General features: G+C 64.3%; 24 protein-coding genes, 2 tRNA genes and 1 other RNA gene. 16 read left to right on the top strand and 11 right to left on the bottom strand.

The window, feature by feature from the left end:
• Nucleotides 1-661: pyruvate dehydrogenase E1 component-related protein (locus QRN11_RS09275; protein ID WP_502935022.1), on the bottom strand; the 661-nt coding region annotated here is incomplete at its 3' end.
• A 425-nt stretch (nucleotides 662-1,086) separates the two neighbouring features.
• On the opposite strand from QRN11_RS09275, the gene QRN11_RS09270 reads away from it, so the two are divergent.
• From QRN11_RS09270 to QRN11_RS09240, 7 genes are all read left to right on the top strand, one after another.
• Nucleotides 1,087-1,506, top strand: coding sequence for a DUF3052 domain-containing protein (locus tag QRN11_RS09270; RefSeq protein WP_285250722.1), 420 nt, complete (start codon nucleotides 1,087-1,089; stop codon nucleotides 1,504-1,506).
• The gene (locus tag QRN11_RS09265) at nucleotides 1,503-1,997 is read left to right on the top strand and encodes a peroxiredoxin (RefSeq protein ID WP_285250721.1); all 495 of its coding nucleotides are present in this window, start codon (nucleotides 1,503-1,505) and stop codon (nucleotides 1,995-1,997) included. The genes QRN11_RS09270 and QRN11_RS09265 overlap by 4 nt, the downstream gene beginning before the upstream one ends.
• Before the next feature lie 7 nt (nucleotides 1,998-2,004).
• A complete protein-coding gene (locus QRN11_RS09260; protein WP_285250720.1) occupies nucleotides 2,005-2,925 on the top strand; it encodes a Sir2 family NAD-dependent protein deacetylase in 921 nt (306 codons plus the stop codon).
• A gap of 104 nt (nucleotides 2,926-3,029) precedes the next feature.
• A tRNA-Val gene (locus QRN11_RS09255) sits at nucleotides 3,030-3,105 on the top strand.
• 120 nt (nucleotides 3,106-3,225) lie between these two features.
• Nucleotides 3,226-3,516 carry a hypothetical protein gene (locus tag QRN11_RS09250; protein ID WP_170850935.1) on the top strand — a complete coding sequence of 97 codons (291 nt, stop codon included), beginning with the start codon at nucleotides 3,226-3,228 and terminating at the stop codon, nucleotides 3,514-3,516.
• A gap of 280 nt (nucleotides 3,517-3,796) precedes the next feature.
• Nucleotides 3,797-4,594 (top strand): IclR family transcriptional regulator, encoded by a 798-nt coding sequence (locus QRN11_RS09245; protein WP_285250719.1) that lies wholly within the window; start codon nucleotides 3,797-3,799, stop codon nucleotides 4,592-4,594.
• A gap of 151 nt (nucleotides 4,595-4,745) precedes the next feature.
• The gene (locus tag QRN11_RS09240; RefSeq protein WP_285250718.1) at nucleotides 4,746-6,092 is read left to right on the top strand and encodes an MFS transporter; all 1,347 of its coding nucleotides are present in this window, start codon (nucleotides 4,746-4,748) and stop codon (nucleotides 6,090-6,092) included.
• Nucleotides 6,093-6,163: 71 nt separating this feature from the next.
• Here the strand turns inward: QRN11_RS09240 and QRN11_RS09235 are convergent, their stop codons facing one another.
• On the bottom strand, nucleotides 6,164-7,228 hold the full coding sequence (locus tag QRN11_RS09235) for a D-2-hydroxyacid dehydrogenase (protein WP_350223977.1): 1,065 nt from the start codon (nucleotides 7,226-7,228) through the stop codon (nucleotides 6,164-6,166).
• Between the two features lie 121 nt (nucleotides 7,229-7,349).
• Nucleotides 7,350-8,075, bottom strand: a complete 726-nt coding sequence (locus QRN11_RS09230; protein WP_285250716.1) for a FadR/GntR family transcriptional regulator — start codon at nucleotides 8,073-8,075, stop codon at nucleotides 7,350-7,352.
• Between the two features lie 198 nt (nucleotides 8,076-8,273).
• Here QRN11_RS09230 and gnd point away from each other — a divergent pair, with 198 nt between their 5' ends.
• On the top strand, nucleotides 8,274-9,710 hold the full coding sequence (gene gnd / locus QRN11_RS09225; protein ID WP_285250715.1) for an NADP-dependent phosphogluconate dehydrogenase: 1,437 nt from the start codon (nucleotides 8,274-8,276) through the stop codon (nucleotides 9,708-9,710).
• A gap of 142 nt (nucleotides 9,711-9,852) precedes the next feature.
• Here gnd and epsC read toward each other — a convergent pair whose 3' ends face one another.
• The 3 genes from epsC to msrA form a co-directional block, all read right to left on the bottom strand.
• On the bottom strand, nucleotides 9,853-10,437 hold the full coding sequence (gene epsC, locus QRN11_RS09220; protein WP_091422740.1) for a serine O-acetyltransferase EpsC: 585 nt from the start codon (nucleotides 10,435-10,437) through the stop codon (nucleotides 9,853-9,855).
• Between the two features lie 40 nt (nucleotides 10,438-10,477).
• Entirely contained in the window at nucleotides 10,478-11,413 is a 936-nt protein-coding gene (cysK, locus tag QRN11_RS09215; protein ID WP_142064399.1) for a cysteine synthase A, read from the bottom strand.
• A 65-nt stretch (nucleotides 11,414-11,478) separates the two neighbouring features.
• Nucleotides 11,479-12,003, bottom strand: a complete 525-nt coding sequence (gene msrA, locus QRN11_RS09210) for a peptide-methionine (S)-S-oxide reductase MsrA (RefSeq protein ID WP_285250714.1) — start codon at nucleotides 12,001-12,003, stop codon at nucleotides 11,479-11,481.
• Between the two features lie 109 nt (nucleotides 12,004-12,112).
• Here msrA and QRN11_RS09205 point away from each other — a divergent pair, with 109 nt between their 5' ends.
• On the top strand, nucleotides 12,113-13,039 hold the full coding sequence (locus QRN11_RS09205; protein ID WP_091422749.1) for a Nif3-like dinuclear metal center hexameric protein: 927 nt from the start codon (nucleotides 12,113-12,115) through the stop codon (nucleotides 13,037-13,039).
• 99 nt (nucleotides 13,040-13,138) lie between these two features.
• Entirely contained in the window at nucleotides 13,139-13,876 is a 738-nt protein-coding gene (locus QRN11_RS09200; protein ID WP_285250713.1) for a zinc ribbon domain-containing protein, read from the top strand.
• Nucleotides 13,877-13,956: 80 nt separating this feature from the next.
• On the opposite strand, the gene QRN11_RS09195 is transcribed toward QRN11_RS09200, so the two are convergent.
• Entirely contained in the window at nucleotides 13,957-14,721 is a 765-nt protein-coding gene (locus QRN11_RS09195) for a YaaA family protein (protein WP_285250712.1), read from the bottom strand.
• Nucleotides 14,722-14,777: 56 nt separating this feature from the next.
• Between QRN11_RS09195 and rnpB the strand changes: the two genes are divergently transcribed.
• The 5 genes from rnpB to QRN11_RS09170 all read left to right on the top strand — a co-directional run bounded on the left by rnpB (nucleotide 14,778) and on the right by QRN11_RS09170 (nucleotide 18,682).
• An RNA gene (gene rnpB / locus QRN11_RS09190) (RNase P RNA component class A) lies at nucleotides 14,778-15,169 on the top strand.
• 45 nt (nucleotides 15,170-15,214) lie between these two features.
• On the top strand, nucleotides 15,215-15,757 hold the full coding sequence (locus QRN11_RS09185; protein WP_285250711.1) for a TspO/MBR family protein: 543 nt from the start codon (nucleotides 15,215-15,217) through the stop codon (nucleotides 15,755-15,757).
• Between the two features lie 251 nt (nucleotides 15,758-16,008).
• A complete protein-coding gene (locus QRN11_RS09180; RefSeq protein WP_142064385.1) occupies nucleotides 16,009-17,487 on the top strand; it encodes a glyceraldehyde-3-phosphate dehydrogenase in 1,479 nt (492 codons plus the stop codon).
• A gap of 75 nt (nucleotides 17,488-17,562) precedes the next feature.
• Nucleotides 17,563-17,772, top strand: coding sequence for a hypothetical protein (locus tag QRN11_RS09175; protein ID WP_091422760.1), 210 nt, complete (start codon nucleotides 17,563-17,565; stop codon nucleotides 17,770-17,772).
• A 112-nt stretch (nucleotides 17,773-17,884) separates the two neighbouring features.
• The gene (locus tag QRN11_RS09170) at nucleotides 17,885-18,682 is read left to right on the top strand and encodes an HNH endonuclease family protein (RefSeq protein WP_285250710.1); all 798 of its coding nucleotides are present in this window, start codon (nucleotides 17,885-17,887) and stop codon (nucleotides 18,680-18,682) included.
• A 69-nt stretch (nucleotides 18,683-18,751) separates the two neighbouring features.
• Here the strand turns inward: QRN11_RS09170 and def are convergent, their stop codons facing one another.
• From def to orn, 3 genes are all read right to left on the bottom strand, one after another.
• Nucleotides 18,752-19,324: a peptide deformylase gene (def, locus tag QRN11_RS09165; RefSeq protein ID WP_091422764.1), complete on the bottom strand. Its 573-nt coding sequence runs from the start codon at nucleotides 19,322-19,324 to the stop codon at nucleotides 18,752-18,754.
• A gap of 93 nt (nucleotides 19,325-19,417) precedes the next feature.
• A tRNA-His gene (locus QRN11_RS09160) sits at nucleotides 19,418-19,490 on the bottom strand.
• Between the two features lie 129 nt (nucleotides 19,491-19,619).
• The gene (gene orn, locus QRN11_RS09155) at nucleotides 19,620-20,249 is read right to left on the bottom strand and encodes an oligoribonuclease (protein WP_091422767.1); all 630 of its coding nucleotides are present in this window, start codon (nucleotides 20,247-20,249) and stop codon (nucleotides 19,620-19,622) included.
• Nucleotides 20,250-20,403: 154 nt separating this feature from the next.
• Here orn and mptB point away from each other — a divergent pair, with 154 nt between their 5' ends.
• Entirely contained in the window at nucleotides 20,404-21,960 is a 1,557-nt protein-coding gene (mptB, locus tag QRN11_RS09150) for a polyprenol phosphomannose-dependent alpha 1,6 mannosyltransferase MptB (RefSeq protein ID WP_285250709.1), read from the top strand.
• Here mptB and QRN11_RS09145 read toward each other — a convergent pair.
• The gene (locus tag QRN11_RS09145; protein ID WP_285250708.1) at nucleotides 21,953-22,636 is read right to left on the bottom strand and encodes a DNA alkylation repair protein; all 684 of its coding nucleotides are present in this window, start codon (nucleotides 22,634-22,636) and stop codon (nucleotides 21,953-21,955) included. The two genes, mptB and QRN11_RS09145, sit on opposite strands and share 8 nt — an antisense overlap.
• Nucleotides 22,637-22,684 lie beyond the last annotated feature (48 nt).

Below are 22,684 nucleotides of genomic sequence, written 5' to 3'. Positions count from 1 at the left end.
ACTGGGCCTGGTAGATCGCGTTCATCGGCCCGATGCCCATGGACACGGTGGGGAACTCCCAGAACTGCGGCATCAACCGCGGGTGCGGGTAGGAGGACAGGGCGTGGCCGGCGCGGGATTTTTCCTGCCGGAACCCGTCCAGGTCCTCCTCGGAGAGCCGGCCTTCCATAAACGCCCTGGCGTACATGCCGGGGGAAGCGTGGCCCTGGAAGAAGACCTGGTCCCCGCCGCCGGGGGCATCCTTGCCGCGGAAGAAGTGGTTGAAGCCCACCTCGTACAGGGTCGCAGCACCGGCGTAGGTGGAGATGTGCCCGCCCACCCCGATGTTCGGGCGCTGGGACCGGTGGACCATCACGGCGGCGTTCCACCGCATGTACGCCCGGTACCGGCGCTCGTATTCCTCGTTGCCCGGGAACTGCGCTTCCTGGTCCGCCGGGATGGTGTTCACGTAATCGGTGGTGGTCACCATCGGCACGCCCACGCTCTGCGCCCCCGCGCGCTGCAACAGGCTCCGCATGATGTATTGGGCACGCTCGGTGCCCTGTTCCCTGATCAACGAATCCAGGGACTCAACCCACTCGGCGGTCTCTTCCGGATCACGATCAGGCAGCTGGTTAGTCAACCCGCTGAGGATATGGGAGGTATCTTCTCCTGCAGCCACGTCCAACCTCTCTTTGCGCGCATAGAGGCGCACTCAGGCCGGGCAGGGTGACCGCCCGGCGTATATACGCCGTGTGCGACGTATCGGTTACAACAGCCCGGTCATGTGTGCCGGGCAGGGTCCTAGCATTCCTACGTCTGCATTGGAGTTACAGGGTTGTTGCCCCGCAGGCATAGTTGTCACCTGCCACTCTAACTCTCACCCCAACGCGATGCGTAGCCGCGGGTTGGGCGGCTCTGTTGTATTTCGCCGTCATACTGGTTGTGTGACGAAAAGCCGCTGCGACGCGTGCTGCCTGTCCCGGTGTGACGCAGAATATGGCGTGCTCAAGGGGCTGCAGCTTGAAGCGCAGGCACAAAGGGTGTTGGCTTGGGAGTAATGGAAATCACTATGCGCACTGCATGTATGAGGCATTGGAGGAACACGTGAGCGAGGCCGACGCCGCCACTTCGGTAAATGTGGCGGAAAAATTGGGTTTCAAGAACGGGGATCTGATTCAGGAGTTCGGTTACGACGACGACGTCGATTTCGACTTGCGTGACGATATTGAGGACCTCACGGGTTCCGAGTTGCTCGATGAGGATGATCACGAAGTGGCGGATGCCGTCATCTTCTGGTGGCGCGACGGCGACGGGGACCTTGTGGACAGCCTGATGGATTCGCTGACCACCCTGGGTGAAAACGGCGTGGTCTGGGTCCTCACCCCGAAGTCCGGGCGGGACGGGTATGTCTCGCCGGCGGACATCCAGGAAGCTGCCCCGACGGCCGGCCTGCATGTAACAACCTCGGCAGGCGTCTCGAAGGACTGGAGCGCCGCCCGCCTGGTCAGCAGGAAAAACAAGTGACGGCAGCGCTTGGCGCTGCCCCTGTAGCTGCGCCCGCCCTCGGCGTACAAGCACCTGACTTCGAACTCGCCAACCAGTACGGCGAGCCGGTCCGGCTGTCATCCCTCCGGGGCGGGAACGTGGTCCTGGTCTTTTATCCGTTCGCGTTTTCGGGCATCTGCACCGGGGAGCTGTGCGAGATACGGGACAACCTGGCCATGTTCGAGGCAGCCAACGCCACGGTCCTGGCCGTCTCCGTTGACAGCAAGTTCGCCCTGCGGGCTTATGCAGCCCAGGAAGGGTACGCCTTCGACCTGCTGGCGGATTTCTGGCCGCACGGTGAGGTGGCCCGGGCTTATGGCGTCTTTGACGCGGACAGCGGCATGGCGCATCGCGGTACCTTCATCATCGATGAGGCCGGAATAATCCGGTATTCGGTAGTGAATCCCCGTGGCCAGGCCCGCGACTTCCAGGAATACCGTGCCGCATTGGCAGGCCTGGGGCAGGACTGAGGATCCCATGGCACAGCAGCGGGCGGGCGTAGGCCTGACAGGCTTTGCCAGCTTGCCGCCTGTGGCTGCAGCCACTCCCTCTGACGGGGAGCGGGAGGTTCTGCTCAGCATCCGTGAGGTCCTTGCGGGCAAGCGGTTTGTCCTGCTCACCGGGGCGGGGCTGAGCACGGACTCCGGAATCCCGGACTACCGCGGGCCGGGTTCGCCGCCGCGTTCACCCATGACGTACCAGGAGTTCGTCAAGGATGAGGCGAACCGGCAGCGCTACTGGGCCCGGAACCACATTGGCTGGTCCCATCTGCGCCATGCCGATCCCAACCAGGGCCATTACGCTGCCGCCGAACTCGAGCGGCGCGGTTACCTCACTGGACTCATTACCCAGAACGTCGACCGGCTGCATGAAGACGCAGGCAGCGTGAACGTGGTGGACCTGCATGGCAGGTATGACCAGGTGGTGTGCCTGGCATGCCACCGCACATATTCAAGGCGCGTCCTGGCCGGAGTGCTGGAGGAGCTCAACCCGGGCTTCCTGTCCCGCGCCGCGGAAACAGGCCTGGTGGAGATGGCTCCGGACGCTGATGCCACCGTCGAGGACCAGGCGCTTATCAGCAGTTTTGTTGTTGCTGTTTGCTTTGCCTGCGGCGGGACACTCAAGCCGGACTTTGTCTACTTCGGGGAGAATGTGCCAAAGGACCGGGTTGAACGGTCGTACCGGATGGTTGACGAGGCCGGGGCCCTGGTAGCCGCAGGATCTTCACTGACGGTGATGAGCGGGCTGCGCTTCGTCCGGCATGCCGCCAAGGACGGAAAGCCCGTCGTCATCATCAACCGTGGACCCACCCGTGGTGATGATAAGGCAAGTATCAAACTGGAGGCCGGCGTCAGTGAATCCCTGGCCTGGCTGGCAGCCGCGCTTCCGCCCCTCTAGGAAACCGGCAGCGCCCTGGTGCGCCGATTCGCGTTTGGAGGCATGCGTCGGGTAGAGTCTATGTTCGTTGGTTGCGGCGCTGAAGCGCCGGATTCAGCGGTTTTGGGTCTTTAGCTCAGCTGGTAGAGCGCCACGTTTACACCGTGGATGTCATCGGTTCGATCCCGGTAGGACCCACCAGGAAACCCTGTTGTTTGCGCCCCGCGGCGGAAACAACAGGGTTTTTTCGTTCCCGCCTGCCCGCCCCGGAGAATGTGGGTTGGCGGCCAAAATGTCAGTGCCCGGCCGTAGCTTTCAGGTATGGAACATGTGATGGTGCGGACGGGAACCAACGGAATGCCGACGGCGGTCATCAGCAACGGCAGGGAATGGGCGTTGGGTGCCGAGCCGGTGCGCTGGTTCGAGCGCGTCAACTGGTGGGAAGTCAACCGACGCATGCCCAAGGGGTTGGGCCGTGTTGATGTGGAGGTCCTCCAGGTCCAGGTGAGGCTTGGAGGAAACAGCAACTCGGCGCTGACCACCATGGTGCTGGAGCGGGATGGCCTTGGCGGCGGATGGCGGCTGCGTCAGGCCGTGGCGGACGCAGCCTGAGGATGGGTCTGCGTCGGCTGCCCGGCCAGGACCGGGGACGCGCATGCAGGGTCGGGGCATTGGAAAACCCTCCACCGCGACTATTGGGGGATGCCGCGGTGGAGGGTCTGAGATGAATATACCGTGAACTGCCCGAAACATGAAGTCATCCCGGAAGTGTGTCGGGGGCACCGGAAAGCCCGCGGGCGCCAACGCTCGAGCACTCCTCCAGCCATTATGATGGTTGGTGTTCAGCTGGATGAACAGCATGACCAGTGCAGGCGCCTATATAAGGAGAATCATGGCCGATTCCCGCAACTCCCGATCATCCGACGGCCTGGGAAGCACCTCGCCGGCGCCCGCCGTTACCCGTGCAGCCGCGGTGCTGGATGCCCTCGCCGCATCGGCAACCGGAAGACTGACGCTGAGCGATCTCGCCCGCGAGCTCGGCATCCCGAAGTCCTCCACGTCCAACCTCCTGCTGGCACTGGAGGAAGCGCGCTTGATCAGCAGGCAGGGAGCGGAGTTCACCCTGGGCCGCAAGCTCGTGGAACTCGGTGCCGCCTACCTGAGCCGGCTGGACGAGGTGCAGGAGTTCTACCGGTACTGCGAACAGGCTCCCATGCTGTCCAGGGAAACGGTACGGATTGCCATGCTGGACGGAACGAACGTCATCTACCTTGCCCGCTATGAAGGTCACCCCGCTGTCAGGCTGACCTCCAACATCGGCGACAAAATGCCGGTCTCGCTGTGCGCGGTGGGCAAGGCGCTGATCGCGCGCCTGAACGTTCACGACATTGAAGACATGTTCCCTGACGACGCCGAGCTGCCCGTTATGACGCCCAAGTCCCTCAGGACCGGGGCAGAGCTCAAAGCCCAGCTCCGCACCATCCGTGAGCAGGGCTACGCCTTTGAGGACGAGGAGTCCACTACCGGTGTGGTGTGCCTTGCTGTATCCGTACCCACCAGGGGTGCCCACGGTCCCAGCCTGGGACTATCCGTCACGGCACTCAAGGCCACCTACACCGAGGAGCAGGGATCGCAGATGGTCAAGGAGCTCCGGGAGCTGGCCCGTTCCCTCGGAAACCCGATGGGCTAGCGGCGAAACCCCGGCCAACGGGATTATTTCGGCAAGGCGTTTGCCAGCTGTTCAACTTACTGTACGCTGTTCAGCATAGTGATTCGCACAACGTGTGCCTTCACTGACCCACCAGGCCAACGGGGGCCTGGAGTGTGATGAGGGAGTTCTTGTGACAACTCGTACTAAAGCACCGCAGGCCGCGGACGGCGCCGTCGTCGAACCGGACCAGCTGCGAAGGGCAACTCTTGCCAGTTCCGTCGGCTCCGCGCTGGAGTACTACGACTTTTACATCTATGGCCTGGCCTCGGCGCTGATCTTCGGACCGCTGTTTTTTGCCCCGCTCGGCGAAAGCGGGGCAGTTATCGCCTCCTTTGCCACGTACGGTGTGGGCTTTGCGGCCCGCCCCTTTGGCGGCGTCGTCTTTGGCTACATCGGGGACCGGTTCGGCCGCAAAATGGTCCTGATCCTCACCATCGGGCTGATGGGCATGGCGAGCTTCGCCATCGGCCTGCTGCCCACCTTTGAACAGGCGGGCATGCTGGGCGCAGTCCTTCTGGTGACGTTGCGCATCATCCAGGGGCTGGGGGCCGGCGCTGAGCAGGCCGGCGCCACCACGCTGATCTCGGAAGTTGCCCCGCGCCGCCGTCGCGGGTTCTTCGCCTCGCTGCCGTTCGTCGGCATCCAGCTGGGCACCCTCCTGGGCGCCGGAACCTTTGCCTTGATGGCGCTGGCTGACAAGGCGGTCCTGCAGGGCTGGCTGTGGCGGGTGCCGTTCCTGGCCAGCTTCATCCTGATTGTTATTGCTGTCTTCATCCGCCTCCGCCTGAAGGAAACGCCGGTTTTCCAGGAGCTCGAGAAGCACAAGGCCGTGGTGAAGAACCCCGTGGGCCAGATCTGGAAGCACTCCAAAAAGAACGTCCTGGTGGGCATCGGCCTGCGGATGGGCGAGAACGGCAACTCCTCCATCTACTCCGCGCTCCTGGTGTCGTTCATCAGCATGCCCGCCGGTGTGTTTGCGGGCGACAAATTCATCGGCCCCACCGGTCTGCTGATTGCTGCCGGGTTCGCCGCTGTGATGGTAGTGACGTTCGGCGCCCTCTCCGACCGTTTTGGCCGCGTCCCCGTCTACAGGTATGGCGCCTTGTTCCAGGCAGTCATTGCCCTGCCGGCGTTCTACCTGGTGACCCTGGGAAACGTCACGCTGGTCTGGGCAGTTATGGTGGTGGGCATCGCCCTGGGCGTGCAGTCAATGCTTGGCCCGCAGTGCGCCCTGCTGCCGGAACTGTTTGGCTCCCAGCACCGCTTCACGGGCGTTGCATTGAGCCGGGAACTGTCCGCCGTACTCGCCGGAGGCTTTGCCCCCATGATCGGTGTGGCCCTTCTGGCCGCGACCAACCACTCGTGGCTGGTTCCTGCCATCTATTCACTGGTCCTGGCATCGATCTCGTTTGTGGCCACGTTCTTCACGCCTGAAACCGTGGGCAGGGACCTGGTCCTGGTGGAGGACGCCAGCTAGGTACTCGTTGGCCAACGCCAAAGGGCGGCTTCCCTGGTGGGGAAGCCGCCCTTTTGTGTGTCCGGCCAGGTTCAGTAGAAATGCACGGTGTCCACGAGGTGGGGGAGTTCCCCGCCGTCCAGGAAGATCCGGAGGTTTCCGCAGAAGCGCTCGGTGATCAGGCGGTTTTCCGCTGCGCTGAGGGCGGAGGTGTGGGGCGAGACCAGTACGTTCGGGTGGCTCCACAGCGGGCTGTCCTGCGGCAGTGGTTCTACTGCGAAAACGTCAAGGCAGGCGTAGGAGACCTGGCCGTTGTCCAGGGCCTCGAGGAGGGCTTCCTCGTCCACCACGGTTCCCCTGCCCACGTTGACGAAGACGGTGCCCGGCTTCATGGCCGCGAACACGTCGCGGTCAAAGAGCTTTTCCGTGTAGGGCGTTCCCGGCAATGTGTTGACTACTGCATCTGCCGCGGCCAGGAGAGCTGGAAGGCCATCGTTGGTGGCGACCTCCTCGATGCCTTCCAGCGGTTCCACCGTTCGTTTGGTGCCGCTGACCTTCATGCCCAGGGCGCGGGCAAGGCGCGCTGTTTCCAGGCCGATCTCGCCCAGGCCGGCAACAACGAGCGTGGAACCGCTCACCAGGCGGGTGGGGGTGCGCAGCTCGGGCCAGACCTTGGCTTCCTGGTCGCGGACCAGCTCCGCGGTGCGCTTGAATCCGTTGAGGATTCCCATGGTGGCAAACTCGGCCAGCGGCAGGGCGTGGACTCCTGCGGAGGTTGTCACCTTGAACTTCTGCAGCGTTTCCTGATCGAGGCCGGAGGCCTTGACCGCCCCGCCGGCTCCCGCTGCCATGGCATGCACCCACTGGAGGTGCGGATTTTCGCCTGCCACGCGGGCAAGCCCTGCAGGGCTTTCGTTGGGCATGCCGTAGAGGACCTGTGCTTGGTTGACCATGGCCCAGTAGCGCTCCTCCTGCTCCGGGGACCGCCGGAAAGCGGGATCACCGGCATGGTCGGCCGGATACCGCTCCGGCGGCAGTAGTTCGGGCTCGTACAGCACGGTAACGGACGGGTCGACGGCACGGATGCGGTCCAAGAGCTCAGCTTCAAGGGGGACGGCAATGGCCACAGTAAGAGGAGGGGTCATGCTGTTCATCATACTGAATAGAGGCAAGGATAGTGAACAACTCTTGCCCCAATCTTGGGAGGCCGACGTGCACGGAATATCACGGAAGGCGTCGCTGGCCCGGGTCTGATGGAACCCCGCTGCTCCAGCAGTGTCAGCGCCGCACGGGGATAAACACCCGCGGCTGCTCCGTCCACGTATCCGACATCTGGGACATGGTGCGGCGCATGATCCGGTCCGAGGCCTCCCGCGCCGCGGCGCTGTCACCCCTGGAAATGGCCTCCGCTACATCCACGTGCCATTGCAGGGCGGCCTCGTGCGGGTGGTCGGGCATGAGGCCATGAACGGTGCGTCCGGTCAACGTCTCGGCCACCTGGCCCATCAGGTTGGCGAACATCTCATTGCCGGAGCCGGAGAGCAGCAGCGAATGGAACTGGATATCCAGCTCCAGGAAGCGTGGCACCTCACCGTTGTGCCCGGCGTCGCGCATTGCATAGGCAACGTCCACCAGCTCGAGGCGCAGCGGCGCCGGCGCGTTCTGGGCGGCAAGTTCTGCCGCCGCGGGTTCGACGGCGGCGCGCAGCTCCGCCAGTGAGCGCAGCTGGGCTCCCCGGGCGTCGCTGGCCAGGCGCCACCGGATGACTTGCGGGTCAAAGGGATTCCAGCGGCTGGGCGGCAGCACCCTGATGCCCACCCGCTTGGTGGTTTCCACCAGGCCAAGGGACTGCAGGACGCGCACCGCCTCGCGGATGACCGACCGCGAAACCTTCAGTTCAACCTCCAGCTGCTCGGCCAGCATCACGTGCCCGGCGGGCAGGTTGCCCGAGATAATCCGGGTGCCAAGATTCTCGATGGCACGGTGGTGCAGGCTGGTGGTCATGGAGTCAAGCCTAGTGGGACTGCCCTCCCGCACTGCCTTTGTGGTGGACGGCCCGAGACACAAAGGGTTCCAATAGGTGGGCGTTACTTTTTTGTGACCGCCCGAATATATATGCTTTATTCAGACCCCCGGTCTGCAACTGTGCTTCCGCCAAGGAAGCAGCTGCACATCCATCGCACAGTATGAATTGGAGTTTTGATGTCTGCACACATCGGTGTCACCGGCCTTGCGGTCATGGGTGCCAACCTCGCCCGAAACCTCGCGCGGAACGGCTTCACCGTCGCACTGCACAACAGGTCAGTCGAGAAAACCGACGCCCTGCTCGAACGGTACGGCTCCGAGGGCGACTTCGTCCGGACGGAAACCCTGCAGGAGCTCGTGGACTCGCTGGAGAAGCCGCGCCGAGTGCTGATCATGGTTAAGGCCGGCAAGCCCGTGGACTCCGTCATCGAACAGCTGGAGCCGCTGCTGGAAGCCGGCGACATCATCATCGACGCCGGCAACTCCCACTACGAGGACACCCGCCGCCGCGAAGCCGCGCTGGCCAAGAAGGACCTGCACTTCGTGGGCGTCGGCGTATCCGGCGGCGAGGAAGGCGCCCTCAACGGCCCGTCCATCATGCCCGGCGGTTCCAAGGAGTCCTACAAGGCCCTCGGCCCGCTGCTGGAAAAGATCGCCGCCAAGGTGGACGGCGAACCGTGCTGCGCATGGGTGGGAACCGACGGCGCCGGCCACTTCGTCAAGATGGTCCACAACGGCATTGAATACGCCGACATGCAGGTCATCGGCGAGGCCTTCGACCTGCTGCGCTCCGGTGCCGGAATCGAGCCGGCCGAGCAGTCCAAGATCTTCTCTGAGTGGAACAAGGGCGAACTGTCCTCCTTCCTGATCGAAATCTCGGCAGAGGTCCTGGGCCACGTTGACGCCAAGACCGGCAAGCCGTTCGTGGACGTCGTGGTGGACGCGGCCGGCCAGAAGGGAACCGGCCGCTGGACGGTCATCTCCGCACTGGAACTGGGCTCCCCGGTCTCCGGCATCGCCGAATCCGTGTTCGCACGCGCCCTGTCCTCCCAGGCAGGCCAGCGCAAGCTCGGCCAGGAACTTCTCGCCGGCAACGAAGCATCCGTTGAAATCCCGGAGACCTTCGTAGAAGACGTCCGGCAGGCGCTGTACGCCTCCAAGCTGGTCTCCTACGCCCAGGGCCTGGACATGCTCACCTCCGCCGCAAAGGAATACGGCTGGGACCTGAAGCTGGACGAGATCGCCTCCCTGTGGCGCGCCGGCTGCATCATCCGCGCCGAACTGCTCAAGGACATCACCAAGGCCTACGCTGCGGACGAGAAGCCCGCCAACCTGCTGTTTGCCCCGGCCTTCACCAAGGCCATCGCCGACGCACTGCCCGCCTGGCGCCGTGTGGTTGCCACCGCCGTCCAGCTGGGCATCCCGGTTCCGGTGTTCTCCTCCTCGCTGGCCTACTACGACGGCCTGCGCCGCAAGCGCGTTGCTGCCGCCCTGATCCAGGGCCAGCGCGACCTCTTCGGCGCCCACACCTACGGCCGCGTTGACGCCGAGGGCACGTTCCACACCCTTTGGGGCGAGGACAAGTCCGAGATCGAGGCAGTGGACACGCACTAGCGTCCGCTCCACGGCAAGCGAACGGCCGGCAGTTCCTGGACTCTTCTTCCAGGAACTGCCGGCCGCTTTGTTTAACACTAAAGGCCCGTCGATGCTGCCATATGGGCGGCATCGACGGGCCATTGGAGCCGGACGCTAGAGCCTAAATCCGGTACTCAATATCGTATTCGGCCGGGTCGACGGCAGGTTTGGTTTCCCGCTGCGCGTCCCGGTGCCGCCATTTGGCAGGAACACCGGTAACGATGGATTCCGGCGGTGCGTCCTTGACCACTACGGCGTTGGCGCCCACGGCACTGTCCCGGCCGATGGTGATCGGCCCCAGGATCTTGGCGCCGGCGCCGATGGTGACCCGGTCCCCGATGGTGGGGTGCCTTTTGATCCTGGCCAGCGAACGTCCACCCAGCGTGACACCGTGGTAGATCATCACGTCCTCGCCGATCTCGGCGGTCTCGCCGATCACCACGCCCATGCCGTGGTCGATGAAGAACCTCCGGCCGATGGTGGCGCCGGGATGGATTTCAATACCGGTCCAGGACCGGCCCAGCTGGGACAGGAGGCGCGCCGGGAACCGGAGCGCCGGGTTTTGCCACATGCGGTGCGTCAGCCGGTGGACCCAGATGGCGTGCAGGCCGGAATAAGCGAAAAAGTTCTCGAAAGAACCTCGAGCCGCCGGGTCGTGGGACCGGGCGGCGTCGAGGTCTTCCTTTAGTCTTGCGAAAAAGCCCACAAAGTTCTTTCTACAGGAAACGGGCGGACGGCGGTTCTAATCAGCCGCGGATGTCGTCATAGAGCACCGTGGAGATGTAACGCTCGCCAAAGTCGCAAACCACGGCAACAATCAGTTTGCCTGCGTTCTCCGGGCGCTTGGCCAGCTCCAGTGCGCCCCAGACGATGGCGCCGGAGGAAATGCCGCCCAGGATGCCTTCCTTGACGCCAAGCTCACGGGCCACGCGTACAGAGTCCTCGAGGGTGGCGTCCAGGACCTCGTCGTAGACGTTGGTGTCCAGGATTTCGGGCACGAAGTTGGCGCCGATGCCCTGGATCTTGTGGGGGCCGGGTGCCCCGCCGTTGAGGATGGCGGAGTCCTTGGGCTCCACGGCCACGATCTGCACGCCGGGCTTGCGTTCCTTCAGGACCTGGCCGACGCCGGTGACGGTTCCGCCGGTGCCGATGCCCGCGACGAAGATGTCCACCTGGCCTTCGGTGTCAGCCCAGATTTCCTCGGCCGTGGTGGTGCGGTGGATCTCCGGGTTGGCCTCGTTGGCGAACTGCTGGGCCCAGATGGAGTTCTCGGTGTTGGCCACAATCTCCTGGGCCTTCTCCACGGCCCCGCGCATGCCCTCTGAGCCGGGGGTGAGGACGATCTCGGCACCAAAGGCGCGCAGCATCACGCGGCGCTCGGTGGACATGGTCTCCGGCATGGTCAGGATGACCTTGTAACCGCGGGCAGCGCCCACCATGGCCAGGGCGATGCCGGTGTTGCCGGAGGTGCCTTCCACGATGGTTCCGCCCGGCTTCAGGGCACCGGACTTCTCTGCCGCGTCCACGATGGCCACACCAATGCGGTCCTTCACGCTGTTGGCCGGGTTGTAGAACTCCAGCTTGACGGCAACGGTGGCATCCAGCCCCTCGCTGAGCCGGTTGAGCTTGACCAGCGGGGTGCCGCCGACGAGCTGCGTCACGTCGTCATAAATCCGTGCCATGTAGATACGCCTATCTGGTTAGGGGTGAATACTGAGGTCAGCCTAACGAGGCCGCGTAACACCCGCTAAGCGTTAAGCCATGCAGAGTAATATTTCCTGGCCTTTGCGAGCTTCGGGTTGATGATCACCTGGCAGTATCCCTGCTCCGGGTGCTTGGCGTAGTAGTCCTGGTGGAATTCCTCGGCAACGTAAAACCGTGGGAGTCGGCTGACTTCGGTGACGATGGGATGCGCCCACAGCGCCTGGTTCCGTTCGATGGCTTCCTCGAACAGGATCTTCTCTTCGGTTGTTTCGTAGAACATGGACGAGCGGTACTGCGTGCCCACGTCGTACCCCTGGCGGTTGAGGGTGGTGGGGTCGTGCAGGGCAAAGAACATGTCCAGGATGACATCGGCAGGGATGACATCCTCGTCGAACGTCACCGCCACCACCTCGGCATGTCCGGTGGTGCCGTTGCAGACCGAGTAGTAGTCCGGGTTCGGATCGTGGCCGCCGGTGTAGCCGGACACTACGGAGCTGACGCCCCTGGTCTTCTGGTAAACGGCGTCAAGGCACCAGAAGCAGCCTCCGCCTAAAACAAAAGTTTTCATGACCTCTTCAATGGTTGGCGGCGCCGGATGATTCCCCGGCCGTCCGGGGGCGGGCAGCAAAGGCGCTGCCCGGGCCGTGCAATGGGGTAAAACTAAGACTATGGAACCTGTGGACACCGACGTTACCGGACCGGAGAAACACGACGGCGAACCTCACGACGGCGAGGCCCCTTCCGGCGGGGAGGCGGTTGAGCAGCCGCAGGCTCCCACGCTGGGCGAGCTGCTCCTGGCAGTTGAGGAACTGTGGCCGGAATCCCTGGCAGAGAACTGGGACGAGGTGGGCCTGGTGGCAGGACACCCCTCGGCGCCGGTCACACGGGTGATGTTTGCGGTGGATCCCACACTCGAGGTCATTGACGAGGCCGTTGCATGGGGCGCGGAGCTCCTGATCACCCACCATCCCCTGTTGCTCAAGGGTGTCACCACGGTTGCCGCCACTACTCCCAAAGGAAGGGCCGTCCACCGTCTCATCGAGTCGGGCACAGCCCTGCTGACAGTGCACACCAACGGTGATTCCGCCGTCGGAGGCGTTTCTGATGTCCTCGCCGACGCCCTCGGCCTGCAGGACGTCGCCCCGCTCACTGTTGCCGCGAACGGCCTTCCCGAAGAAGGGATCGGCCGGGTGGGGGACCTGGCGGACGCCATGACGCTGGGTGATTTCGCCGCCCGGGTTTTCGGCATCCTGCCTTCCGTCGCCGGGGGAGTGCGTGTCTCCGGGGACAAGGACGGCCTGGTCCGCCGGATCGCCGTGTGCGGCGGCGCCGGGGACTCCCTGTTCAACGAGGTGCGCGCCAGCAATGCAGACGTATACGTTACCGCTGACCTGCGCCACCACCCCGCCTCCGAGGCAAGGGAAGCTGCACTGAACGGCAGGCCCTACCTTGTGGACGTCTCGCATTTCGCCAGCGAGTGGCTGTGGCTGCCTGCCGCGGCTGCCGCCTTGGGCAACGTCCTCGCGGACCAGGGCCATGAGGTTGAAATCCAGGTCAGCACCACCAACAGCGATCCCTGGGACTTCATCCTCACTCCGGGGTAGGCCTGCCGTTCGAGGCAGGGGAGCGGGCCAGGCGCTAGAGTCTAGGAAGCGCCGGTACGGTGCCCGGCTTCGGCCGGCAGGAAGCAAGCGGAGGTAACAGTGGCGAAGGCAGCACCGGCGGAACAGTTGAAGTTGCTTGAGCTGCAGGGGCTGGACGCCAGGCTGAAGTCGCTTGCAAACCGCCGCCGCTCGCTCGAGAACGACCCCCGCATCAAGGACCTCGAAGCCGCCCTGTCCGTGGCCAACGGTGAGCTGGGCGCGGCAAAAGTTGCTGTGCACGACGCCGAAACCGAACTGAAGCGCGCCGAGGCCGATGTGGAGCAGGTTGCCACCCGCATCGAACGGGACGAGGCCCGGCTGAACAGCGGCACAGGCCTCTCCAAGGACCTGGTCGCGCTGCAGAAGGACATCGCTTCCCTTAACAAGCGCCGCTCGGACCTTGAGGACGTGGAGCTCGAAGTTCTTGAGCGGCTTGACTTACTGCGCGCCAAACAGGCGGCACAGCAGGCCATCGTGGACGACATCCAGGGATCCTTTGGCGGCATCCGGGCCGAACTGGATGCCGCGCTGGCCGAGGTGGAGGCCGAAGCTGCCGGGCTGCGCACCCAGCGGGCCGAATTCGCGGCCGGGCTCGATGCCGGAATGCTTGCTGTTTACGAAAAGACCCTGGCGAAGCGGGGAGTGGGCGCGGCGCGGCTGTTCCACGGAACCTCCGAGGCCTCCGGAATGAAGCTGAGCCCCGGCGACCTCGCCGAAATAAAGGCCGCAGCAGCGGACGACATCGTGTTCTGCCCTGACTCCGGCGCCATCCTGGTCCGCTCGGAGGAGTGGGCCTGACCCAACTGGGTAGCGCTAAGTGTCGTTTTGGAGCGCCATAACGACACTTAGCGCTACTTAGTTGGGGAGGGGCGGGGGAGTCAGCCCGGCAGGATGATGTTCAGCGCGTGGGGTTTCCGCGCTGAACCCGCCACGAGTTCAGCCTCCCACTTTTCCCGGGCGGCTTTCAGGAGGTCCGACGGCGTCGCAGGCGCCTTGCCCCGGCGAGCCAGCAGGTGCCGGGCCAGCTCGCCCCGGGTGTGCTTGGCAAAGTGGCTGACTACTTTCCGGACGCCGTTGACCTCGGTGAAGACATTGACCATGACTGTCTGTGCCGCCGGGGGAGCCCACGCAGCTGCATAAGTGCTTGACCGGCAGTCCACCAGCAGATGCCCGGAAGCGGCTTCGGCAAGCACATCCGAGAGCTGCGGTTTCCAGAACGAGGCGAGGCGGCCGACGTCGGGCAGGGCAGTGCCCATGGACAGCCGGTAGGCCGGAACACTGTCGGCGAAACGGATGGCGCCCCACAACGCCGAAACCACCAGCACCGATTCATCCGCCTTGCGCCGTTGCGCCGGGGTCAGCGTCTTATAGCCGAGCGCGTCATAGAGCACGCCGGAATAGATCTGGTGGGCCGGAGCGGCAGGTTCCGCATGCAGCCGGGTGTTCCGCGCGACGTCGTCCTTCAGTGATGCTCCCACGCCCAGCAACGCGAGGGCGTCCTCATGGGCGCTCACCGTTCCGAGCGCGTCCAGCACTTTAGCCCGGTAGGTGTTCAACTGCGGGAAGCTGAGGGAAGGCCAGTCGACGGCGGATCCTCGGACCGCGGGTGTCTTGCCTTCGGAGGGGGGAAGCAGAATCAGCACCGTCCGATCCTACCGGCGGAGGGAAACGTGCCGGCCGCCGGTAGACTGGACCTGGATGGGTTGACCAGGCGGCCGCGCGTCACGCAAGTGGCTCGAGGAACGTCCGGGCTCCATAGAGCAGGGTGGTGGGTAACGCCCACTCGGGGTAACCCGCAGGCCAGTGCCACAGAAAACAGACCGCCTGGGTCGCGCCGGTTTGAAAGCGGCACGAAGCAGGTAAGGGTGAAACGGTGGTGTAAGAGACCACCAGCTTCCCGGGTGACCGGGAAGGCTAGGTAAACCCCACCCGGAGCAAGGCCAGACAGGGCACGTTCGAGGGCTGCTCGCCCGAGTGTCCGGGTAGGCCGCTGGAGGGCGCCGGCAACGGCGTTCGTAGATGGATGGCCGCTACTCCCGCACCGGCAACGGGGCAGGAGCACAGAACCCGGCGTATCGGTCAACCCATCCACCCAGTCCGGTTTGACCTTGGAAGCTGTGTTGGGGATGCTGAACCGTGCCCGCGAATACTGATGGACAATCCTCCCCCGGAACCACGCGGCGGCGCGTCCCCTCAGCGGGGCGGCAGGTGGCCGCCCTGGCCGGATTCCTGGCCGTCTCTTATGCCGTCTGTATCCTGGCGTCCATCCCGATCATCCTGCACTCCAACGGCTGGTTCGCCAGCTCAAAACAGGCACCATGGATGCCGGCCGGGTGGATGTTCCGTACGGTGTGGATCGGGCTCTATGCCTGCATAGGTTTGTCCGGATGGCTGGTGTGGCGCAGGGGAGCGCTGTCGGGCCGCGTTCTCGGGTACTACGGGCTGCAGCTGGTGCTGAACCTGGCGTGGCCGTTGATGTTCTTTGCCATGTTCCCCATGATGGGGTCCGCTGCACTGTGGCTGGCTTTCGCCATCATCTGCGCCCTGGCGTGTGTCCTGGCCCTGCTGGTGGTGGAAGCGGGCCCGGTCCATACCTGGGCAGGACTGCTGGTTCTGCCCTACCTTTCGTGGGTGGTGTTCTCCGCCAGCCTCAATCTCTATTCGGCCCTCCACAACTAAGCGGCCCACCCGTCCTGTGTGAGTGATTTCACGCGCCTTGGGCCGTCCCGGGGCAGTCTGCCAAATTAGAATGGATACCGGACGCAGGAGTTCTTCCGCCGAAAGTTGCGTTTGCAACCGGCGGTTTTCTTTTGCATACGATCCAGGTGCCTGGGGAACAATCCCCGCAGGTGCCGGTGCCCCTGGACACCATCAGGTGGCCGACATCCGTGTACGAGGACGTACGCGGCTGAACCGAGGAAGGTATTTCTGTGAGCCAGACGTCAGATTCTTGTCTTGATACGTGGATGGGCCGCGAGGCCCTCGCCGAGGCCATGATTCCGGTGATCGGCCGGCTGTACCGCGAAAACAACGTGGTCACCAGCATCCACGGCCGGAGCCTGATCAACAAGTCCACCATGAACATCCTCAAGGCGCACCGCTTCGCGCGCAGGATGAGCAAGGACGAACTGCTGCTGGAGGAAACCGCTCCGCTGCTGAACACCCTGGCCGGGCTGGAGCTTGGTGCCGCCGCGATCGATATCGCCCGGCTGAACCAGAAGTTCAAGGAGGAGGGCGGCGACGCCACCCTGGAGGAGTTCCTCCGCGAAGAACTGGCTGAGATTGTGGGCAAGCGGGGCGGCGACGACCGCACCAGCACCGACGTCGTGCTTTACGGCTTTGGCCGCATCGGCCGCCTCCTGGCCCGCCTCCTGATCGAAAAGGCAGGCGGCGGGCACGGCCTGCGGCTGCGCGCCATCGTGGTCCGCAGGGGCTCCGACAACGACCTGTCCAAGCGCGCCAGCCTGCTGCGCCGCGACTCGGTCCACGGCTCCTTCGAAGGCACCATCCGCGTGGACGAGGCGGCCAACACCATCACCGCCAACGGCGTCCAGGTGCAGGTCATCTACTCGGACAACCCCGCCACCATTGACTACACCGCCTACGGCATCAACAACGCGCTTGTGGTGGACAACACCGGCCGCTGGCGTGACGCCGAGGGCCTGTCCCAGCACCTGCAGAGCAAGGGCGTGGCACGGGTGCTGCTGACCGCCCCGGGCAAGGGCGAGCTGAAGAACATCGTTCACGGCATCAACCACCGCACCATCGAGGACACGGACCAGATTGTGTCCGCGGCTTCATGCACCACGAACGCCATCACCCCGGTCCTGAAGGCCATCAACGACAAGTTCGGCGTGGTCCACGGCCATGTCGAGACGGTCCACTCCTTCACCAATGACCAGAACCTGATCGACAACTTCCACAAGGGTGACCGGCGCGGACGCTCGGCCGCACTGAACATGGTGATCACCGAGACCGGCGCAGCCAAGGCCGTGGCCAAGGCCCTGCCCGAACTGCTGGGCAAGCTCACTGGCAGCTCCATCCGCGTCCCCACCCCGGACGTTTCCCTGGCCATCCTGAACCTGAGCCTGGAAAACGGGACCACCAAGGACGAGGTCAACGAATACCTGCGGGAGATGTCACTCCACTCGGACCTGCGCAAGCAGATCGACTACATCGACTCGCCTGAGGTTGTTTCCACGGACTTCGTCGGTTCCCGGCGTGCAGGCATCGTGGATGGCCTTGCCACCATCTCGAACGAGAAGAACCTGGTGCTCTACGTCTGGTACGACAACGAGTTCGGTTACAGCTGCCAGGTGGTCCGCGTGATGGAAGAGATGGCCGGAGTCAACCCGCCGTCCTTCCCCGCCAAGGAGACGGCGTCCGCCCTGGCCGCAATCGCCGTCTGACCCGCTAACCCGGACCTCAGGGATTTCCCGGCTGATTCGCTGGAATCAGTCGGGAAACGGGACCACACTGGTGCCATGGATAAAGATTCGACGCTTGAGCACGAGACCACCCTGGAACACGCCTTGGACGTGGCCAAGGCCAACCACAAAGAAGCCGTCCGGCTGCTCGAAGGCGCCCGCGCCGGGCATGCGACCGGCGACGTCAGCGCCGACCGGGTACGGCAGCTTGAGGGACTGCTGGCCATTGCCGAGGAGGACCTCCGGCGCGTGATGCGGGAGCAATAACCGCGTGGGCTGACCCCTCACCCGCCCTCCACAGTGTGGATATCTGCAAGGAGGGCGGGCGGGTGTCCTAGGCTCTTCTGGTGCATAACAGTACTGGACGGGCCGAAGCCCCATGACCGTGAGCTGGTCCGCCTACCGGCGTGCCCGCCGTCGTTCCCGGCAGGCTTGGGCGGTGCTCGCCCTGGCTGCGGTCTCAGCACTCGCAGCCCTGTTCTGGTTCTTTACCGCCGGCCAGTTCGCCGCAGCGGAGCCGGCCGCGTCCGGGCCCACCGAGGCGCCGGTGTTTGATCCGGCCTGGATGAATCCCGTAGTCCCGGTGCATGCGGTGCCCGAAGGCACTGCCCTCTCCGCCCTTGACGGCCTTGCCGTCAAGGGACGCGCGGCCAAGGACACGTATAACCGCGAAGCGTTTGGACAGGCCTGGCAGGACGTTGACCGGAACGGCTGCGATACACGCAATGACATCCTGCGGCGGGACCTTGCCGGCGTGCTGTTCGTTGAAGGCTCGAAGTGCCGGGTCGCGGCCGGCTCTTTCCACGAACCCTATACCGGCCAGTTCGTGGACTTCCGGCGGGGCTCCGACAGCAGCCGTGCAGTCCAGGTTGACCATGTGGTCGCCTTGGGGGACGCCTGGCAGAAGGGCGCCCAAGGACTGACAGCGGCGCAGCGGCAGAGCCTGGCGAACGATCCGCTGAACCTCATCGCCGCGGACGGACCGGCGAACCAGCAGAAGAGCGCCGGTGACGCCGCCACCTGGCTGCCGAAAAACACTTCGATCCGCTGCCACTACGTGGCGCGCCAGATTTCAGTGAAGGCAGCCTATGGCTTATGGGTCACGGAAGCCGAAAAGGAAGCGATGAAACGCGTCCTGGGGTCATGTCCGGACCAGCGGACCGTATCAGCCCGCTGAATCCCGGGCGCTTTCCTGACCGTGTGCTGGGGCCGGCAAGGGCAGGCAGACGCAGTCCCGCCGTCGGGCCTAATGCCCGAAGGGGTCCGGGTCAACGCCCGGCATCCACGTCAGCCCGGGAACCCCCCAGCCGCTCTTTTTGGCCTGCTTCAGCGCTTTGCGCGCATAGCGGTCCATGAGCCGGTTGACGTACAGCTTTCCGTCCAGGTGATCGTACTCATGCTGGATGACCCGGGCGAACCAGCCTGTGGCCTCGAACTTCACTGGCTCGCCGAAGCCGTCAAAACCCTCCACCCGCGCCCACTCGGCACGCTTGAGCGGATAAGCGCCGCCGGGGAAGGACAGGCAGCCCTCTTCCTCCTCGTCAGGATCGGGGACGGCGCCGGAAATCTTCGACAGCGTGAGCACGGGGTTCACCAGCACCCCGGTGGGGGGAGCGCCGTCGTCGTTGGCGTATTTGTAGACGAAGATCCGCTTGCCGACCCCCACCTGCGGGGCAGCAAGGCCCACACCGTTGGCCGCGTCATTTGTTTCGAACATGTCCGCGATCAGGGCCCGCAGTTCGTCGTCGAAGACTTCAACTTCGGCCGCCCTGCGGTGCAGGACGGGCTCTCCCCAGATGGTGATTGGCAGAACAGTCATCTCGCGGTCCTCCGGCGGTATCCAGTGCAGAAGCAGTTGATGCAAAGCAAAGGAGGCCGCACCGGATATCCGGTACGGCCTCCTTACTGTGAGGGTGAGCTACGGGGGTTGAACCCGCGACCTCCTGGACCACAACCAGGCGCTCTGCCAACTGAGCTAAGCCCACCATGCGCCCTGCAGATCTACCGGCTGACCGGCTCCCTGGGAAGGCAACTCAAATAGCTTACCTGCTCTTCAGGGGTGCTTCGTCCACTTTTGCCGATTTCACCGAAATTTCCCGCAAACGTGGCGCAGATTACGCTTCCTGCGGCTGCCCGTCCGGGGAACCGGTAATGCGCTTGGCGATCCGCTGGGCCGTGGCGCTGTCCGGCCCGGGCGCCGGAACGAACACCGCGTCCCGGTAGTAGCGCAGTTCGTCGATGGAATCCTTGATGTCCCCCAGGGCGCGGTGGCCGCCCTTTTTCGCCGGCGACTGGAAGTAGGCCCTGGCGAACCAGCGGCGGGAGAGTTCCTTGATGGTGCTGACGTCGATCACGCGGTAGTGCAGGTGCTCCACGACGGCCGGCATGTCGCGGGACAGGAAGACGCGGTCCGTTCCCACGGAGTTTCCGCCCAGTGGAGCCTTGCGGGGATCCGGCACCCACTTTGAGATGTATTCCATTACTGCCGCCTCGGCCGCGGCCATGGTGGTTCCGTAGGGGAGTTCCTGGAGCAGGCCGGATTTGGTGTGCATGTCCCGGACGAAATCGTTCATCTGGGCCAGGGCGGCGTCGTCCGGTTTAATTACGACGTCCACGCCGTCGCCGAGGATGTTCAGTTCCGAGTCGGTGACCAGTGCGGCAACCTCGATCAGGGCATCGTTTTTGATGTCCAGGCCGGTCATTTCGCAGTCGATCCAGACGATTCGTTCGTTAGATATAGGCACCGGACCAGCCTACCGTTACACCTCCGGACTGCCTGCCGGTGTTAGGATTTCGGGTACGCGGCGGGACCACTTGCTGTCGTTGTTACCCGCCTGTGCCGGCCATGCAGCCCGCCGGGCAGAATCGCGCAAACGCAAGAGATTGGACCATCCTGAGATGACGGCGCCTGTGCCTGCAGCGGGGGAACTGGCGGCCGCGGACTCTGCTGCAGCAGACGGGGCCGACGTCGATAATCCCCGCTCTCCGCTCCTGGCCGGATTTGTGGGCTCGATGTTTATGCTGATCGGGTCCCTGGGCGTGGGCTGGCTGGCCCCCGTTTCTGAACTCCGCAGGGTGCCGCTGTTCATCTGGATGCGGGCCGAAGCGGCCGGCGTTGCGCTCTCCATCGTCCTGCTCGCAGTGGGCGGGATGCTCCTGGTCCGCGCCTGGCTGCGGCTTGGCCAGCGGATCCGGGTCTGGGGGGACCAGGCCCGGCAGGCGACGTTGATGGCTGTGGTGGCCTGGGGGCTGCCCATGATGTTCAGCGTCCCGCTGTTCAGCCGGGACGTTTACGCGTATATCGGGCAGGGCCGCCTGATGGTGGAGGGTTTCAACCCGTACGAGAACGGGATTTCGGCGCTGTCGAACTACTTCCAGCTGGGTGCGGACAAAATGTGGACCGAGGCCCCGGTTCCGTATGGCCAGCTGTTCCTGTGGATCGAACAGTTTGTGGTGTGGTCCACCAATGTCCAGCCGGAGGCCAGCGTGATGATGTTCCGGCTGGTGTCCCTGGCCGGGGTGGTCCTGTGCGTGATTTACGTGCCCAAGCTCGCAGCGCTGCATGGAGTTAACCCGAACCGGGCACTGTGGCTGACGGCTGCCAATCCACTGTTCCTGACCAACTTCATCGCCAGCGTCCACAACGATGCCCTCATGATCGGGCTGGCGCTTGCCGGCCTTTACTACTCCGCCACCCGCCGCGTGGTCCGTGGCATCGTCCTGGTGACCCTGTCCATTGCAGTCAAACCGATCACCATTGTGTTCCTGCCCTTCATAGGCCTGCTCTGGGCGGGGAAAAACGCCGGCTGGCTGCGGAAGTTCGCCTTCTGGGGCCTGACGGCCGGGTTGAGCCTGGGAATCCTGGTGCTGATGAGCCTGGTCAACGGGTTCGGGTTCGGCTGGATCAACGGGCTGTCCGCCCCCGGCAGCATCTTCATCTGGTACGCGCCGGTAGGGCTGATCGGCATGGTGGTGGCCTCGCTGGCCAACGCTTTCGGACTGGACGGGCGTGTCCTTGCCGATTGGGTGTTCGACGCCGGGAAGCTGCTGGCGGTGGGTATCCTCGCCTGGCAGATTTTCCGGGGTGAGCATGACCGGCTTATCCGCCGCCTCACCCTTGGGTTTGCGGCGATCGTTGTGCTGGCCCCCATGATCCAGTCCTGGTATGTGGTGTGGCTTATTCCGCTGTTCGCCGTGACCGGCATCCGGAACGACTGGCAGGTCAAGGCCCTGTACTTCGTGGTCTCGTTCTTTATGATCTATGCCATTTCGGACCAGCTGGAGGTGTTCCCGTACCTCCAGACGGCGGACCTCGGGCTGGCTCTTGCCCTGGCGCGTGTTGCCGCTGCGGTCACGGGGCTGCTGTTTGGCCTCTACCTGATTTTCTGGGACCCCCGCACGCGCAGCCTGTTCCGGAAGACCGGTGAACCAGTCCTCGAGCGTCCGGTCATTTAGGCAGGTTCTTCAGCGCTTCCCGGCGGGACAACGGGCTGATGCTTCCCTGGTGTCTGGCCACAAACTCCGCTACCCAGTCAGGTGCTGTTTTCGCATACTCCCGGAGCGCCCAGCCAATAGCCTTCCGTATGAAGAACTCGGGGTCAGCCAGGTTCACTTCGATGACGCGGCGGAGTAGTTCGGGGTCCGTGTTGGCCTTGGCCTTGAGCTGTGCGGTGAGGGAAGCGCGCCTGATCCAGAAGTCAGGATCCGTGCTCCAGCCCAGGATCACGGCAGTCATCTCCTGCCGGTTGGCCTGCAGCAGTGTACAAATGCGGCTGGCAACACCGTCGGCAAAATCCCACCACGCGCCATCGCGGATGATTTCCTCGTAGACCGGAAGCATCTGCAGATCCGTGGCCACCAGCCTGCCGGCGGTCAAATCGATCGCGGCATACCGTTCCTCGCGGAAGCCGGCGGTGCGCCAAAGCTCCAGGACGGTATCACGGACCTGCTCCGCCGAGTCGAAGGGATAGCGGACAACTGCCCCGGCAGCCAGCCGGCGCACCTCTGGCACCCGGACACCGAGCGAAGGGATGGCGGATTTCATGTACGCCTGCGCTCCGGCTGCCCTCTTCGGGTCGGCCATGTCCCGGAGCTGGCTGCGGACAGCCTCAAGGAGTTCCCGGTTCACCATACGGCAACTCTAGCCATCGTTTCTGACGACGGCGGCCTGCCGTCCGCC

This window comes from Pseudarthrobacter sp. fls2-241-R2A-168 (assembly GCF_030209335.1).
GTDB lineage: Bacteria > Actinomycetota > Actinomycetes > Actinomycetales > Micrococcaceae > Arthrobacter.
This window is presented reverse-complemented; position numbering and strand designations above follow the sequence as displayed.

Coding starts and splice junctions, on each gene's coding strand:
- QRN11_RS09260 (WP_285250720.1), top strand. CDS start 2,005: ATGGCACAGCAGCGGGCGGGCGTAGGCCTGACAGGCTTTGCCAGCTTG.
- QRN11_RS09250 (WP_170850935.1), top strand. CDS start 3,226: ATGGAACATGTGATGGTGCGGACGGGAACCAACGGAATGCCGACGGCG.
- QRN11_RS09245 (WP_285250719.1), top strand. CDS start 3,797: ATGGCCGATTCCCGCAACTCCCGATCATCCGACGGCCTGGGAAGCACC.
- QRN11_RS09235 (WP_350223977.1), bottom strand. CDS start 7,228: ATGATGAACAGCATGACCCCTCCTCTTACTGTGGCCATTGCCGTCCCC.
- QRN11_RS09230 (WP_285250716.1), bottom strand. CDS start 8,075: ATGACCACCAGCCTGCACCACCGTGCCATCGAGAATCTTGGCACCCGG.
- gnd (WP_285250715.1), top strand. CDS start 8,274: ATGTCTGCACACATCGGTGTCACCGGCCTTGCGGTCATGGGTGCCAAC.
- cysK (WP_142064399.1), bottom strand. CDS start 11,413: ATGGCACGGATTTATGACGACGTGACGCAGCTCGTCGGCGGCACCCCG.
- msrA (WP_285250714.1), bottom strand. CDS start 12,003: ATGAAAACTTTTGTTTTAGGCGGAGGCTGCTTCTGGTGCCTTGACGCC.
- QRN11_RS09175 (WP_091422760.1), top strand. CDS start 17,563: ATGGATAAAGATTCGACGCTTGAGCACGAGACCACCCTGGAACACGCC.
- QRN11_RS09170 (WP_285250710.1), top strand. CDS start 17,885: ATGACCGTGAGCTGGTCCGCCTACCGGCGTGCCCGCCGTCGTTCCCGG.
- def (WP_091422764.1), bottom strand. CDS start 19,324: ATGACTGTTCTGCCAATCACCATCTGGGGAGAGCCCGTCCTGCACCGC.
- mptB (WP_285250709.1), top strand. CDS start 20,404: ATGACGGCGCCTGTGCCTGCAGCGGGGGAACTGGCGGCCGCGGACTCT.
- QRN11_RS09145 (WP_285250708.1), bottom strand. CDS start 22,636: ATGGTGAACCGGGAACTCCTTGAGGCTGTCCGCAGCCAGCTCCGGGAC.